Genomic DNA, 15,162 nt, shown 5'->3' with positions numbered 1-15,162 from the left:
TATATTTAGCCTCACATATTTAGATCTTTGATATTTTATTTTGCTACTAAATTGCCCTTACTAAATTTTGTGTTTGCAATCTCTAAAAGTGTTTTTTTCAATTCAATTGGATTCTTTTGTAATAGTGTGTCAATAACAGCGTATAGATTTTCCTTTTGCATAGGCTCTGCTTTGCCAATATGAATTTTGGGATAAATAGACTCTTTCTGAACTTCATTTTCGTTTAACAGTTCTTCATACAACTTTTCTCCCGGTCGTTTTCCAGTAAATTTTATTCCAATCTCGTCAACTGAAAAGCCGGATAACGTGATAAGATTTTTGGCCAAATCAACAATTTTTACTGGTTCTCCCATGTCTAACACAAATACTTCTCCTCCCCGTGCAAGCGCACCTGCTTGGATCACAAGCCGAGAAGCTTCCGGTATCGTCATAAAATACCTCGTCATATCAGGATGTGTGACCGTAACCGGCCCACCAGCCTGAATTTGCTTTTTAAATAATGGAATAACGCTCCCTCTACTTCCTAAAACATTACCAAACCGTACCGCAACAAAATTGGTCTTGCTTTCCTTGGCTAAGTTTTGAATAATCATCTCAGCAAATCGCTTTGTCGCCCCCATTACGTTTGGTGGGTTGACCGCCTTATCTGTTGAGATCATTACAAAACTCTTCACGCCAAAAGTATCGGCGGCTTCTGCTACATTTCTTGTTCCAAAAATATTATTTTTTACTGCTTCTGTTGGATTATATTCCATTAATGGCACATGCTTATGGGCAGCAGCGTGGTAAACGACATCTGGTTTATATTCATTCATAATGTCAAAGATGCGAACACGGTCTTGTACATCTGCAATAAGGGGGACAATTTCAATATCATTATTGTATTTATTTTTTAATTCCATATCAATGGTGTAAATACTATTTTCTCCATGCCCTAAAAGCAACAGTTTTTTAGGCAAGAATTGTGCTACCTGGCGGCAAATTTCAGAACCAATGGAACCGCCCGCACCGGTTACCAATACTGTCTTTCCCGTTAATTTTTCTGAAATCATGGACATGTCAAGTTCAATTGGTTCCCTTCCAAGTAAGTCTTCAACCTGTACATCCCGGATTTGGTTAACAGAGACCTTGCCGGTTATCAAATCTTCAAGCATTGGTAATACTTTTGTCTTTGCTTTCGTTTTTACACATTCTTCGTAAATTCGTTGCATTTCCGCTCTTTTTAAGGAAGGAATAGCAATGACAATATTGTCAATATTATATTGCTCAACAGCCCAAGGAATTTCACTAACCATTCCGACTACTGGAACACCGTAAATTTCAAGCTTCCATTTGTTCGGATCATCATCTACAAAGGCAATCGGCTCTAAATCTGCATCCTTGCTTTTTAATAACTGATGAGCAACCATTGTGCCAGCAGAACCAGCTCCGATAATTAGTGTCCTCTTTTTTTGAACTTTGCTATCCATAAAGCGATCCCTGTACACTCTCCATGAAAACCGTGAGCTTCCAATTAACAAAATATGGATCATCCATGTTATGGCCAGTACTCGCAAATAAATATTATGAATAGCAATGAATTGGACAACCGCTGTAATTACTGCGGCAAAGGTAACTGCTTTTATAATTGCAGTTAATTCACCTATGCTTGCGTATTCCCAGGCCTTTTGATATAAACGATATCTAAAAGCAAAAATATGATAGCTGATTAATAATGTTAGAGAACTAACCCAAAGCATTGGGTGTGTATAAACATTCATATAAGGATTTAAAATAAAGTACCCAGCAAAAACAGCACAAAGTACAATTGCTGAGTCCAGCAGCATCAAGATCGGCAGCCGTTTTTTTAATGACATCTATTGTCATCCCCCTGTTTTAAACGTATAGCTCTACTTAATGAGCGATTCGGTCATAACTTCTTTTAAAAATGCCTGCAATTCTTCTTTCAAATTTTCATCCTGCAGAGCAAATTCAATCGTTGATTTCACAAACCCCAATTTTTCCCCTACATCATACCGCTTGCCCTCAAACTGGTAAGCAAATACTCTTTGAATCTGATTCAGCTGCTGGATGGCATCTGTTAATTGGATCTCGCCACCGGCCCCTTTTTCCTGTTTGTCCAGGAACATAAAGATTTCTGGTGTCAGTAAATAGCGTCCGATGATGGCCAGATTGGATGGTGCAGTGCCTTGTTTTGGCTTTTCGACAAATTTGTCAACTTGATATCGGCGGCCTTCTTTGGAAGCGGGTGCGATAATGCCATACCGATGTGTTTCTTCTTCCGGGACTTGCTGGACGCCGATTACGGAAGAATGGGTTTCTTCGTACTGATCAATGAGTTGTTTTAAGCATGGCGGGTCGTTTTGGACGATGTCGTCACCCAAAAGGACCGCAAATGGTTCGTCGCCGATAAAGTTGCGCGCGCACCAGACGGCATGTCCCAGCCCAAGAGGCTCTTTCTGTCGGATATAGTGGATGTTGGCTAAATTTGAAGAATAGCGGACTTTATCTAAGAGGTCGAATTTTCCTTTTTCAGCAAGGTTTTGTTCGAGTTCCCAAGCGTTATCGAAATGGTCTTCGATCGCGCGTTTTCCTTTTCCGGTTACAATGATGATGTCTTCGATGCCGGATTCAACGGCTTCTTCTACTATGTATTGGATCGTAGGCTTGTCCACAATTGGCAACATTTCTTTCGGCATCGCTTTTGTTGCAGGCAAAAACCGTGTTCCGAGGCCGGCTGCCGGGATGATCGCCTTTCTCACTTTTTTCACGTAAATTCCCCCTTATTTTAATTCATTTTTAAGATTTGCGCAGTACGATAAAAACAATCGATGTTTGTTCTTCCAGCATTCGGGTATAAAAGTAAATGTCGGGCATCTAACCCGCCCTCACACCACACTCTTGACGACAGGCGTCTAAGGTGCACACACACCCACAGCATGGCCGAGTGCCTCGCACGATAACGGATGAGAGACATACCCAAATAGCTATTCCAAAATCAAGCAACGCTGGACAAAATTGCTAGCTAAAAAAAGCAGAGCAACTCCATCGTTTCAAACCTATACGCTTGATGCTTCTCCAAAAATACTAAGGAAGAAGGCCAATTAAAACAAACCAAACAATTTCTTTTGTTTTACCGGCTGCGGAATTTCTCTGTAGATGGCTTGGTCTTTGGCAAGCAGTTCGGCGTTTTCCGTAAAGAAATAGAGCATATCCGCACCGTATTTCTTTTCAATTTCGTCCGCTGCTTCATCCATTTTAAAAGCACGGGTTTTCACATTATGGGCGTCTGATGCAAGAAAATGGGCGAGATTTGCTTCAATCAGCTGTTCGGTGAATTTTTTAATCTTTTTCCCGAAAGCGCCTGTTAAGCTTGCAGCCGTAATTTGGGTCGCCACACCATTATTCACCATTTCATACAGCCGTTCCGGATGCTGGATCAGCTCTGCGTTCCGCTCCGGATGCACGATAATCGGCATTAAGCCCTTCACTTGTATTTCATATAAAAGCGTTTCCGCATAACGTGGCACATGGCTTGAAGGGAACTCGATAAAGAGGTAAGAAGTGCCGGCCAACGTTTGGATTTCGCCTTTTTCATAGTCTTGCAAAATTTCGCCGTAAATCCGGTTTTCCTGCCCCGGCAGAATTTCCAGATCAATCTGTTCTTCTTTCAATCTTTTATTTAACTCATTTACTTTTTGAATGATTCCAGTTTTGCGGTTTTCATATTTTCCATTCATATGATGAGGGGTAGCAATAATCTGCTTGATCCCCTGGGAGACGGCTTGTTTTGCCATATCAAGGCTGTCGTATATCGTTTGCGCACCGTCGTCAATGCCTGGTAAAATATGGCAATGGATATCCATCATCCCGAACCCCTCCAAACCTGTCAAGAAATGAAATTTCGTTTCAATTAAAATGAAACCCTATACAAAATTATAGTGCATTTTTACCATTTTTCAATAGTTATCGGAAAATTTATGTGCAAATGGTGTCAATCTTTTCCGTAATAGTAATAATAATGCGTGTTTTGGGTTTTCTTGTTGTTCAGGACAACGCCAAGCAGATTGGCATTGGCAGATTCCAGCAATTCTTTTGCCTTTTTGACAGCTTCCACTTCCGCTTTCCCGCTTGAGACGACAAGAATCGTGCCATCACACTGGTTGGCCAGCACCTGCGCATCGGTCACAGCCAAAACCGGCGGGGTATCCAGTAAAATAATGTCGTACTGTTCTTTTGCTTCTTTTAAAAATTCCTTCATTGCCCGTGAGCTTAACAGTTCTGCCGGGTTTGGCGGAATTGAGCCGCTCGGCAGGAGATGCAGATTTTTCACATCACATTTTGAAACAGTCTCCAGCAATGTCCCCTGCTTGGTCAAAACCGTTGTCAGTCCGAATGTATTGGTCATGCCGAACGTATAATGGACGGTCGGACGCCGCAAATCGGCATCGGCGAGCAGCACCTTTTTTCCTTGCTGGGCAAAAACGACAGCGAGGTTGCTGACAATCGTCGATTTCCCTTCTCCAGGCCCGCTTGAGGTAACCATCAGAATCTGCAGGTCATTGTCAACGGAAGAAAAACTGATATTTGTACGGATTGTCCGGAACTGTTCGGAAATCGGTGACTTTGGATTTAGCTTTGCGATTAATTTTCTTCTCGTGTTCAACAGCTTTGTTTTTTTAGGCGCCAACCGTCTCAACCTTTCCTTTTGTTTTTTTTCCTGCACGGTGCAAACCATTCAGTTCCTGATCATCAACCTGCCCGATCACGCCGAGGACAGGCAATTGCAAAATTTGTTCAACATCTTGCTCATCTTTAATCGTATTGTCGAGGTATTCAAGCAGAAAGGCAATCCCGACACCCACCATCAGGCCGACCACAAGCGCAATTGTAATATTTAAAAGCGGTTTCGGGCTGACAGGTCCCCCGGGCACTTGTGCTTTTGAAATGACAGTCACATTGTCGACTTTCATAATGTTTTTGACTTCTTTTTTGAACACTTCCCCGATTTTGTTGGCAATTTTGGTTGCCATATACGGGTTTGTATCTTTTACTGTCAAGGTAAAGACTTGTGAATTTTGCTCCGTGCTGACTTCAATTTTGCTGTTCAGTTCGTCTGTTGTCATGTTGAGTTTCAGTTCGTCAATCACTTTATCGAGAATGGATGGGCTTTTAATAATCACATTATATGTATTGACCAGCTGAACATTTGTTTGCACGGCATTAGTGGTATACATCGTTTGGTCATCGCTTGCTTTATTGACAAGGATTTGTGTCGAAGATTCATAGACAGGCGTCATCACAAAATAGGTCACAATGGCCGTCACAATCATCGCCCCCAGTGTAATCAGCGCGATCATGGAAAGCCGTTTGCGCAGCACCTGCATCAATTCTTTTAAACTAATTGTCTCTTCCATAAGTTCCTCCCTTTAGATCTGCAGCACAAATGCGAAATAGATAGAAAACTATCATACATTATATCATAGATCCTCCCGAAATGTGCGGGAAACTGAAATAAATTTAAACAATTTGATACACTTTGTATTAAACCACAATATTTTGCAAAAAGAAACTGGTTAAAAAATCTTCCTGTATTTACCTTTGGCGGATTTCCTTTCAATTTTGGTTGTGCAATTTGTCTTTTTTTGTCATAATTTTTGTAGGTTCGTAGGGACGTTACACATGAGAATGAGCGGAGGTATGAGAGATGAAAATGTTTACGGCGATTTTGTCGGTTATTGCCGCCATTGCCGTATTTGTAGCCGGGCACCTGTACTGGGAGTATAAAACGGATCCAAGCCGTTTCAAGCCGGCTTCTCGGGAAGTGAAAGCGGTAAAGGCAAAGGCGGAGCCGGCTGCCGGGAAAAAGCATGAGGCAAACAAAACAGACAAGCCGGCTTCTTCCCTGGCTGATTATACGAAAAACTGGCCGAAAAAAGCCCGGTCGGATTTTAAAACCGCGCTTTCCAAAGAGCGTGCCTACAAAATTGCGATTGTCGGTTCGGATGCGATGGGGGCGGATACGAACGGCTGGGGGCCGCAGTTGAAGCAAGCGTTGAATGATACGTACGGTAGCCATGTGACGGTTTCCCTTTTTTCCTATCATTTAAATTCCGACGAGTTTATCCGTGAAGGCAAGTATAAAGACGTCGCCCATTTCAAACCGGATCTCATTTTGTTTGAGCCGTTTATTTTAATCAACAACGGGGCTGTGGCGATGGACAATCAGCTTGATGATATCAAAACGGCCGCTGCTGCTTGGGATGATGCCGTGCTGATGATTCAGCCTTCATACCCGCTCTATAAGGCAGCGAATTATCCGGCACAGGTGAAAGAGCTTGCGTCGTACGCAAAAAAAGAAGGTTACACATACCTGGATCATTGGAAAAACTGGCCAGACCCGGACAGTGACGCATTCAAATCGTATGTCACCTTTCAAAATGGCGAACAAACCGCCCCAAGCAACAAAGGCACAAAAGCATGGTATGACTACTTGCGCAAGTTTTTCATCGCAGAGTGAGGAAGCATCAACGCTTCCTCTCTTTTTGTTCCATATTCTTTCTGATTTTCTCAAGGGCTTGTCTCCGCCATTTTTTTACCGCCTCGACGGATTTGCCTTCGCGAAATGCGATTTCACCTTGTTTCAATTGTTCATAAAAAGTAGCCACTACCCATTTTTTCTCTTTTTCCGTAAGGCCGTCGCAATACGACAGCAATGTTTCAAGCTCAAGCGGGGGACGAAGCGACTCGTCCACTTTCACATTCCAAAATTCCTCTTTCGGGCACGCAAACATTTCTTCCTCCCTCCGCTTTTTCGTAAGTTCGGTCAGCATTTTCCCGCGGATCGTGTTGTATGCGTAACTTGTGAATGACCCTTTGTCATCCTGCCTGTTTTGATACGCTTCCCACAGTGCAATCATGCCGATCTGCTCAAATTCATCGATGTTTTTGTAAATGCGGAGTTTGCGGATCATATGAAAAATCATCGGCCGGTATTGCCGGAGCACTTCTTCAAAACTTTCCATTTTGCTTCCCCTTTTGGAAAGCGCGCTTTCCTTGAATTCCCGGGTTGATTGTAAAATAACAGGTTCAAAGGGAGAGGGCGAACCGGCAATGTGCATCTTTTCGTTTCCAAAACATCCAGTTTTCCGCGCGAAAATTTAATGTTTTTTTAAGGGGAAACGTGAAATTTTGCCCAAAATTTACACGGATTATAAATAATAACAAAATTGTAAATTCATACTTTATTTTTTTGGGATTTATAGTATAATAGGACCAGGGAACAAATGATATCCCTCTCTTTCAGGGGAAGGATATTTTGGCAGCAGCAAGACACGGCACCCCTGGCCTCCTGCCCTTCATACAGAAGAGAGGGAATGCACAATTGACAACAGGGGGGAGTTTTTTAGATGAATAAAACAGATTACCTCATTAGAGAAGAAACGATGGCGCTGGATACCGCATTTGACCCGGAATATCAGACAATCATTTATGATCAGGACGGCGTTTTTCACTCACGGAAGAGCAAGCTTGAATTGTTGCGGGAAGCTTGCATTCATTACCGGATGTGCGATTTTGAAGGCGTTCTCAAAGGCACAAAACAAATTTTTAACTTTAATAAGGCACCGGTTGTGTTGGGGGATGGTTTGATTGCAACGCCGACAAAATCCCCGAAATCGTATGACTGCCAGTTCATTTTCCTTGCGAATGTGGTAGACTTTAACGCCACAGCGGACGGCCTTTATGTGACTTTTTCCAACCAGCAAAAGCTAAAGCTGAACTGCTCCATGCATACATTTCAAAAGCAATTCAGCCGCACAATGATTTGTGCCGGCTATTACCATGGCCTCGGCAAATACATACCATGGAAGAAAATGATCTAGGGGCATTCCGGGGGTTTTGAGAACGGGCGTGCAATTCCTGAAGTTGGGCGATACAGGAATAAACGAAACGAACATTCATCCACTCTGCAAAACCATCCAACCAATGTACGCATGCGTTTCCTTCCAATTTTGCCGGACGGAGAAATGATGCGCATGCGTTCCCTTTACCCATGTTCCACTCTATGAATTTTGAATTTACCTGTCCCCTACTCTTGTTGCGAATCTACATATTTTGGGTTATGGCAGTTTTTCCTATCTGATTTGGCCAGGATTGTGAAGTGCCGATCCTGTATTTTGGCGCGGCTGTCCAAATTTTGTGCACGGCTTTGGTTTGGTTTTTCCTCAATTTGCGCCATTTTGGATGTTGATCCTCTCCATCGATTTCTTTTGCATTTTTCGTTTATCGGCCTGTGATCAGGGAATAGGAAAGATGAACAATATGAATGGGAGGAATGAAAATGGATCAAGACGCCATGAAGGACAAGCTTAAAGGAAAAGGGAACAAATTGAAAGGCGAAGCAAAAGATACATGGGGTGACATTACCGGCGATGCGAAGAAAAAAGCTGAAGGCAAAATGGACAAATTGAAAGGCGAAGCCCAGGACTCGGTCGGCGATGCAAAAGACCGCCTCTCCCGTAAGTAAGCACTTTGCTTTTGATAAGACACTGAAAGGTAATGGAGCTTTTGGACTCCCATTGGCTAATATCAGAACAGGACAAAACAGTTCAATGGGGATTTGACGCCCGTGCCACAAAGGATACGGCAGGGGCGGAAGGATGAAAATCCGGTACAGTTGCCGCACATTTTCAGATAGATTTTTAAGCTCGGATTCCGATATCCGGGCTTTTTCATGTGGGTATTTCCGTGGAAATATTGCTGGTTTTGTCGAAATTAAGCCTATCATGTCATCTTGTTAGGGCAGCAAAAAAGCCAATATTCGCAGCGTTTGAGAATGTTAGGCTGGATGAGGAAACATATGTCTTGGCCTTGGCAAGGGTTGTAACAGCACTGGCTGAATTTTAGATGTAAAGGTTGCACCCGGAGCTGATTTAATGTAGGCGTTCATGCCACAGGGAACGTGGCAGGTGAGTAATTTTATAGAAGGAAAACGGGGTCAAGCATTTTCGGGCTTGCTGGCAAGTGGTATTTGTTCAAAAAAACCTGTTCAACATGCACGGTTGCACAATTTTCATTGGAATGTTTCCCGTGGAACATTGGGGGCGGAACAGAAAAGCCAGTGCAAATTTTGTCGATTAATACGGTTTTTTGCAGAATGGTATATGGGTCCGGGTTCCGCATTCTTCTGTCGAAGCCGCAAAAATGCAGCATGGCGCCTATGGTAAGAAAGTGGCGGGTATTAAGCTACAAAATTTTCGACTGATTGTTAACATGGACTGCTCTACGGTAAGATTTTTGCCTGTCAGTTACACGATTAGGAAAGCGATGGAATTTTCAGCCGCTTGTTCACGTAGAAAACGTCCATGTTTTCTTGATGTATGGCCGTTCCTTGCTTTAAAAAACCCAAAGCGGGCCGGGGCCCGCTTTAGGGGGTCATACCGCAAAGTATCTTGCCTCCGGATGGGAGAACACGAGCGCGGTGACGGCGGCTTCGGGTTCCATCATGTAGCCTTCGGTCAAGTGGAGACCGATTTTTTGCGGTTGCAGCAATTTAAACAGTTTGGCCTGGTCTTCGAGGTTCGGGCAGGCCGGGTAGCCGAAAGAGTAGCGCTGGCCCTGGTATTTGGCGGCAAAGCGTTGCTGCATTGTGAAACCGGCCGGGTCCGGGAAGCCCCATTGGCCGCGCATCAGTTCGTGCAGCCGCTCGGCGAAGCCTTCTGCCGTTTCGAGGGCAAGTGCCTGGAGGGCATGGCTTTTGAAATATTCGCCTGCTTCTTTCAAATAGCGTGCGTGGTGGCGGATGTTTTTGCCGGCGACGACCGCGAACATGCCGACATAGTCAACGACCCCGCTGTCTACGCTCCGGACATAATCGGCAAGGCACAAATACGGCGGCTTTGCCTGGCGCGGGAATGTGAACCGCTCTAAAATGGATAAAGATTTCGGATTTAATGCTCCAGGCTCTCCAGCCGGTTCGTAAACAATCAGATCATTACCATCCGACTGGGCCGGGAAAAATTGGTATACAGCGGATGGCTGAAGCAGTTTTTCTTTCATCACCCACTCGCGCAGTTCATCCACCTGCTGCTTCAGCTTAATGGCGCGTTCGTCTCCCTCCGCAAGCAGCTTTTTGACGCGGCCTTTCAATCCTAAATGGTGGCCGAGGAGCATTTGCATGTTCACGTAGGGCTCAATATGGGAAAGCGGATAATTGCGCAGCACATGCCGCTTCAAATCCGCCGGCTGGTAAACGAGCGCATCCGGGGATACCGAAGAGCGGCGCGGTAAAGTCGCAACCGGCGCCCCGCCGGCATTCGCCGCCGCCACCCTTGTCCCGCCGCTGCGCTGGTTGGCAAGTTCCGTTTCGAGCGAGCTGCGTTCCGATTCATCCTGTAATTTGTTTGCAAGCGTAAGGCCCTCCATTGCGTCTTTTGCATACAGCACAAGCCCTTCATATTGCGGAGCGATTTTATTTAACGTGAATTTCCGCGACAAGGCTGCACCGCCGACCAGTATCGGCTGGCGGATGCCCGCTTCCCGCAAATCCTGGGCAGTGACAACCATTTGCTGGGCGGATTTGACAAGGAGGCCGGATAGCCCGATCACATCCGGTTTCTCTTTGCGCACAGCGTGGATAAGATCAGCCGGTGCCACTTTGATGCCAAGGTCCACCACTTTATAGCCATTATTCGACAAAATGATGTCGACCAGATTTTTGCCGATGTCATGGACGTCGCCTTTCACGGTTGCGAGCAGCACTTTCCCCTTTGTGCTTGTTTCATTTTTTTCCATAAAAGGCTCAAGGAATGCGACAGATGCTTTCATAACTTCCGCACTTTGCAAGACTTCTGCGACGATGAGCTGGTTGTCATTAAACAGGCGGCCGACTTCCGCCATCCCGTCCATAAGCGGGCCGTTGATAATGGCGAGCGGATCCGGGTATTCTTTCATGGCCTGTTCTAAATCCGGGATGAGTCCTTCTTTCGTCCCTTCGACAACATCATTCGCAAGCCGTTCGGCAAGCGTCATCGTGCTCTTTGGCGCTTTTTTCTCCTGCACTTTGCCGCGGTAATATTCGGTGAACGCGGCGAGGGCTTCGTCACTCGTTTCAAACAACAGTTTTTCGGCCATTTTCACGTTCTCTTCCGGGATGGACGCAAAGCGTTCAAGCTTTTCTGTATTTACGATGGCGTAATCCAGCCCGGCTTTCGTACAGTGGTAGAGAAACACTGAGTTGAGCACTTCACGCCCGGCAGGCGGCAGCCCGAATGAAACATTGCTGACGCCGAGGATCGTCTGGCATTCCGGCATCGCTTCTTTAATGAGCCGGATGCCTTCGACTGTTTCTTTTGCTGCGCCAAAATACTGCTTGTCGCCGGTGCCGGCAGGGAACACGAGCGGGTCAAAAATGAGATCACGCGGGTTGAGCCCGTACGTATGGACGAGCAGGTCATAAGAGCGGCGCGCAATCTCAAGTTTCCGTTCGGCAGTGACAGCCATCCCCTCTTCATCGATCGTGCCGACGACAACGGCACCCCCGTATTTTTTGAGGAGCGGCACGACTTTTTCAAACCGTTCCGTCCCGTTTTCAAGATTAATGGAATTGACAATGCTTTTTCCTTGGCAGTATGTAAAAGCTTTTTCGATCACGTTTTCATCCGTGGAATCGATCATAAACGGCACTTTCACTTTTTTCACGGCGATTGAAATAAAGTTTTCCATGTCGCTGATTTCATCGCGGTCCGGGTCGGCGAGGCAGATGTCGATGATCTGTGCGCCGTTTTTGACCTGGGTGCGGGCAATTTCGCTTGCTTCTTCCCATTTGCCTTCTGCGATCAGGCGCCGGAACTTGCGCGAACCGATGACGTTTGTGCGTTCGCCGACAAAAATCGGGCGGGTGGACGGGTCATCGTAAATAAAAGGTTCGATGCCGGAGACGGCGTGGTGCTCTTCTTTTGCAGGCTGGCGCGGCGGGAGCCCGGCTAGTGCTTCATTCAGCGCTTTGATATGGGCAGGTGTTGTGCCGCAGCAGCCGCCTGCGATGTTAAGCCAGCCTTTTTCGGCGAAGCCTTTCATTTTTACAGCGAGCGATTCCGGTGTTTCGTGGTAATGCCCTTCTTCGTCGGGAAGCCCGGCGTTCGGGTAGCAGCTCACTGCCGTTTTGGCGAGCCCCGCGAGTGTGCGGATCGAGTCGGCCATGAACTCCGGGCCAGTCGCGCAGTTGAGCCCGACGGCGGCCGGCTGCATATGCGCGACGGAAATGTAAAATGCTTCGATGTTCTGGCCGGCAAGCGTTGTGCCCATCGGTTCGATGGTGCCGGAGATGAGAAGCGGCAGTTTTTTTCCGGTTTCGTTGAATGCGTCCGTAATGCCAAGAAAAGCGGCTTTGACGTTCAGCAAGTCCTGCGATGTTTCGAGGAGGAGCACGTCGGCCCCGCCTTTTATGAGCCCGCAAGCCTGTTCCTGGTAGGCGGTTTTGAGCGCGCCAAAAGTGGTGCCGCCTGTGACGGAGAGCGTCTTTGTTGTCGGGCCCATTGAACCGGCGACAAACCGCGGCCGGCCGGGTGTGGAAAATTTTCCGGCAGCCTGCTTGGCGATGCGCGCAGCTTCGATGTTGATTTTTTCGGCAAAGTGCCCAAGGCCGTACTCGTTAAGGACGATGGACGTTGCGCCAAATGTGTTCGTTTCGATGATGTCGGCCCCCGCTTCGAGATATGCTTCATGGATCGAGCGGATTAGATCGGGCGCTGTGAGATTCAAGTATTCATTGCAGCCTTCGTATGCTTCGCCGCCAAAGTCTGCCGCGGTGAGGTGTTGCTGCTGGATCATCGTGCCCATCGCCCCGTCGAGAATGAGAATGCGGTTCGCAAGCTGCTGTTCAAATATCGTTTTCCCCATGAAAAATGCCCCCTTTGGTTGTGCGTTTGATCGGTTAAATTCAGGTTGCCGGGTAGCCAAAGAATCTCCTATACTTTTAGAAAATGCCCGCGCTGCGCACTGCTGTTTTTTCGTGGATGTAGCGCGTGCATTCCACTGTGAGTTCATAGCGTTCGAGCGGCGTAATCAGGTAAATGCCGTTGAAATAGGCGAGGGCCGCATCGATCAAGTTACGGCTGATCGCAAGGCTTTCTTCGCGCGCTTTCACAGGGTCGCCGTTTGTTTTTTCCATCGCTTGCAAAATATCATCCGTCAGTGTGATGCCCGGCACTTCATTGTGCAGAAAGACCGCGTTCCGGTAGCTGGTAAGCGGCATAATGCCAAGATAGATCGGCGCGTCCAAATGCTTCGTGGCTTCATGGATTTGCTCGATTTTTTCCGTGCTGAAGACAGGCTGGGTGATAAAATAATCAGCACCGTGGCGGATTTTGCGTTCCAACCTCCCGACCGTTTTATCGAGATTGCGGACGTTCGGGTTAAATGCAGCTGCGACGGAAAAATTTGTTTTCCGCTGAAGCGATTTGCCGGAATGGGAAATGCCATCGTTAAATTGCTTGATCATTGCGATCAGTTCCATTGACGACAAATCGTATACGCTCGTGGCCCCCGGGAAGTCGCCGATTTTCGACGGATCCCCCGTGACGGCAAGCACCTGGTCAATCCCGAGCGCGGCAAGGCCCATTAAGTGCGACTGCAGCCCGATCAAATTGCGATCACGGCATGTAATATGAACGAGCGGCCGGATGCCCTGTTTCTCTTTTAAAATCGCGGCAATCGCTGTGTTGCTGATGCGCGGGCTTGCAAGCGAGTTGTCGGCCATTGTCAAGGCATCGATGCCGGCGTCGTGCAGCGCTTTTGCTCCTTCGAAAAAGCGGGCTGTGTTCAGCGTTTTCGGTGTGTCCAATTCGACAATGACGGAATGGCGTTTTTTTACAATTTCATGCAACGGCGGTTCGTACTGCGCCGGGGCGGCTGCGATTTCGATTTTCGGCGGGCGGACCGTTTTTTCTGTGACAGGCACAAGCCCCTGGATCCCTTCTGCGATTGCTTTGATGTGGGCCGGCGTTGTGCCGCAGCAGCCGCCGATCAGGCGCACACCCTGTTCGACAAGTTTTTCGGCACATGTTTTAAAATAATCGGCGTTATTCGTAAATGTGAACCGGCCTTCCTCGTAATCTAAAAGACTTGCATTCGGGTATGCGGACAAAAAGGCACGCTTCGGTATCGGGATTTCTTCGAACGCCTGGATCATGTGGTGCGGGCCGAGCCGGCAGTTCAGGCCGGTCACATCGGCGCCGCGGTTTTCAAGTTCCTTGAATGCATCACGGACCGGGGTTCCGTTTTGGAGCACGCCCGGCTCAATAAGCGAGAACTGGGCGATGACCGGGACATCCGCTTCTTTTTTTGCAATGTCAACAACCGTATACAGTTCTTCAGCGTCAAAATACGTTTCCAGAAGCAGGGCATCGACTCCTTCGTTCAGGAGGTGAAAAATCTGCTCGCGGAACGTACGCTTAATTTCGGCAAGTGTTGCCTCAGTTTTGCGCTGGCCGCGGATGCCGCCGACCGTGCCGAGTATGAATGTATCGCGGTTTGCCGCCTCTTTTGCAATCCGGACGGCCGCTTTGTTGATGTCTTTTACTTTTTCTTCCAGTCCATACTGTGCAAGCTTGATATAGTTGGCACTGTACGTGTTGGTTTGAATGACCGATGCGCCTGCTTCGATATAGGCGCGGTGGATCGCGTGGATGTCTTCCGGGTGGCTCAGATTGAATGACTCATAACATGTGTCGGCGCCGTATGCATACAGCAGCGTCCCCATTGCCCCGTCCGCAACAAGGATGCGGTTTTTTAACGTTTCGAGAAAGTCCAACTTTTTACACTCCTTTTGCATGATATGAAAAAAGCCTCCCGGAAAAGGAGGCAAGATGATAACATGGCTCCTTATCTTTTCAGGTATACCTGTTGGATTTAGCACCGTGCCGTATGGCTGGTTGCTGAGGTTTCATCGGGCCAAGTCCCTCCGCCTCTCTTGATAAGGCTATTCGATTGAACGTACTTAAAATTTTGACTTATTTATACTTTACACTTTGCCGGGTGACATGACAAGGGGGAAATTGAAATTCATATTGGATGCGGTTTCGTCCCTTTTGTCTAATTGGCTTTCTTTTGTCTTTTTGAGCTCTCCAAAAGGACAATTTGCTCCCGGTACGGCTTTCTTTT

The 15,162-nt window shown here is 46.9% G+C and carries 11 protein-coding genes and 1 riboswitch; of the genes, 3 read left to right on the top strand and 8 right to left on the bottom strand.

Annotated features, from left to right (window positions below; translation table 11 throughout):
• Positions 1-35: 35 nt before the first annotated feature.
• From NST20_RS02070 to NST20_RS02050, 5 genes are all read right to left on the bottom strand, one after another.
• The gene (locus NST20_RS02070) at positions 36-1,856 is read right to left on the bottom strand and encodes a nucleoside-diphosphate sugar epimerase/dehydratase (protein WP_342399964.1); all 1,821 of its coding nucleotides are present in this window, start codon (positions 1,854-1,856) and stop codon (positions 36-38) included.
• A 33-nt stretch (positions 1,857-1,889) separates the two neighbouring features.
• Complete coding sequence (gene galU, locus NST20_RS02065) at positions 1,890-2,771, bottom strand: UTP--glucose-1-phosphate uridylyltransferase GalU (protein WP_342399963.1); 882 nt, start codon at positions 2,769-2,771, stop codon at positions 1,890-1,892.
• 333 nt (positions 2,772-3,104) lie between these two features.
• Positions 3,105-3,869, bottom strand: a complete 765-nt coding sequence (locus tag NST20_RS02060) for a CpsB/CapC family capsule biosynthesis tyrosine phosphatase (RefSeq protein ID WP_342399962.1) — start codon at positions 3,867-3,869, stop codon at positions 3,105-3,107.
• A 125-nt stretch (positions 3,870-3,994) separates the two neighbouring features.
• Entirely contained in the window at positions 3,995-4,690 is a 696-nt protein-coding gene (locus tag NST20_RS02055) for a CpsD/CapB family tyrosine-protein kinase (protein ID WP_342399961.1), read from the bottom strand.
• A complete protein-coding gene (locus tag NST20_RS02050) occupies positions 4,680-5,417 on the bottom strand; it encodes a Wzz/FepE/Etk N-terminal domain-containing protein (protein ID WP_342399960.1) in 738 nt (245 codons plus the stop codon). The genes NST20_RS02055 and NST20_RS02050 overlap by 11 nt, the downstream gene beginning before the upstream one ends.
• 290 nt (positions 5,418-5,707) lie before the next feature.
• Here NST20_RS02050 and NST20_RS02045 point away from each other — a divergent pair, with 290 nt between their 5' ends.
• A complete protein-coding gene (locus NST20_RS02045; protein WP_342399959.1) occupies positions 5,708-6,520 on the top strand; it encodes a hypothetical protein in 813 nt (270 codons plus the stop codon).
• A 7-nt stretch (positions 6,521-6,527) separates the two neighbouring features.
• On the opposite strand, the gene NST20_RS02040 is transcribed toward NST20_RS02045, so the two are convergent.
• The gene (locus tag NST20_RS02040) at positions 6,528-7,121 is read right to left on the bottom strand and encodes a sigma-70 family RNA polymerase sigma factor (RefSeq protein WP_342399958.1); all 594 of its coding nucleotides are present in this window, start codon (positions 7,119-7,121) and stop codon (positions 6,528-6,530) included.
• 288 nt (positions 7,122-7,409) lie between these two features.
• On the opposite strand from NST20_RS02040, the gene NST20_RS02035 reads away from it, so the two are divergent.
• Both NST20_RS02035 and NST20_RS02030 read left to right on the top strand, forming a co-directional pair.
• Positions 7,410-7,883, top strand: coding sequence for a competence protein ComK (locus tag NST20_RS02035; RefSeq protein ID WP_029142494.1), 474 nt, complete (start codon positions 7,410-7,412; stop codon positions 7,881-7,883).
• Positions 7,884-8,341: 458 nt separating this feature from the next.
• On the top strand, positions 8,342-8,527 hold the full coding sequence (locus NST20_RS02030; RefSeq protein ID WP_013858290.1) for a CsbD family protein: 186 nt from the start codon (positions 8,342-8,344) through the stop codon (positions 8,525-8,527).
• A 908-nt stretch (positions 8,528-9,435) separates the two neighbouring features.
• Here the strand turns inward: NST20_RS02030 and metH are convergent.
• The gene (metH, locus tag NST20_RS02025; protein WP_342399957.1) at positions 9,436-12,900 is read right to left on the bottom strand and encodes a methionine synthase; all 3,465 of its coding nucleotides are present in this window, start codon (positions 12,898-12,900) and stop codon (positions 9,436-9,438) included.
• Positions 12,901-12,976: 76 nt separating this feature from the next.
• Positions 12,977-14,812 (bottom strand): bifunctional homocysteine S-methyltransferase/methylenetetrahydrofolate reductase, encoded by a 1,836-nt coding sequence (locus NST20_RS02020; protein ID WP_342399956.1) that lies wholly within the window; start codon positions 14,810-14,812, stop codon positions 12,977-12,979.
• 68 nt (positions 14,813-14,880) lie between these two features.
• A riboswitch (SAM riboswitch) is annotated at positions 14,881-14,981 on the bottom strand.
• Between the last annotated feature and the right edge of the window lie 181 nt (positions 14,982-15,162).

It is taken from the genome of Weizmannia sp. FSL W8-0676, assembly GCF_038593015.1.
Classification (GTDB): domain Bacteria; phylum Bacillota; class Bacilli; order Bacillales; family Bacillaceae_C; genus Weizmannia; species Weizmannia coagulans.
Note: the sequence above shows the minus strand (reverse complement) of the source record. Positions and strands in the feature narration are given on the sequence as shown.

Coding starts and splice junctions, on each gene's coding strand:
- metH (WP_342399957.1), bottom strand. CDS start 12,900: ATGGGGAAAACGATATTTGAACAGCAGCTTGCGAACCGCATTCTCATT.
- NST20_RS02050 (WP_342399960.1), bottom strand. CDS start 5,417: ATGGAAGAGACAATTAGTTTAAAAGAATTGATGCAGGTGCTGCGCAAA.
- NST20_RS02060 (WP_342399962.1), bottom strand. CDS start 3,869: ATGATGGATATCCATTGCCATATTTTACCAGGCATTGACGACGGTGCG.
- NST20_RS02035 (WP_029142494.1), top strand. CDS start 7,410: ATGAATAAAACAGATTACCTCATTAGAGAAGAAACGATGGCGCTGGAT.
- NST20_RS02045 (WP_342399959.1), top strand. CDS start 5,708: ATGAAAATGTTTACGGCGATTTTGTCGGTTATTGCCGCCATTGCCGTA.
- NST20_RS02030 (WP_013858290.1), top strand. CDS start 8,342: ATGGATCAAGACGCCATGAAGGACAAGCTTAAAGGAAAAGGGAACAAA.
- NST20_RS02070 (WP_342399964.1), bottom strand. CDS start 1,856: ATGTCATTAAAAAAACGGCTGCCGATCTTGATGCTGCTGGACTCAGCA.
- NST20_RS02040 (WP_342399958.1), bottom strand. CDS start 7,121: ATGCACATTGCCGGTTCGCCCTCTCCCTTTGAACCTGTTATTTTACAA.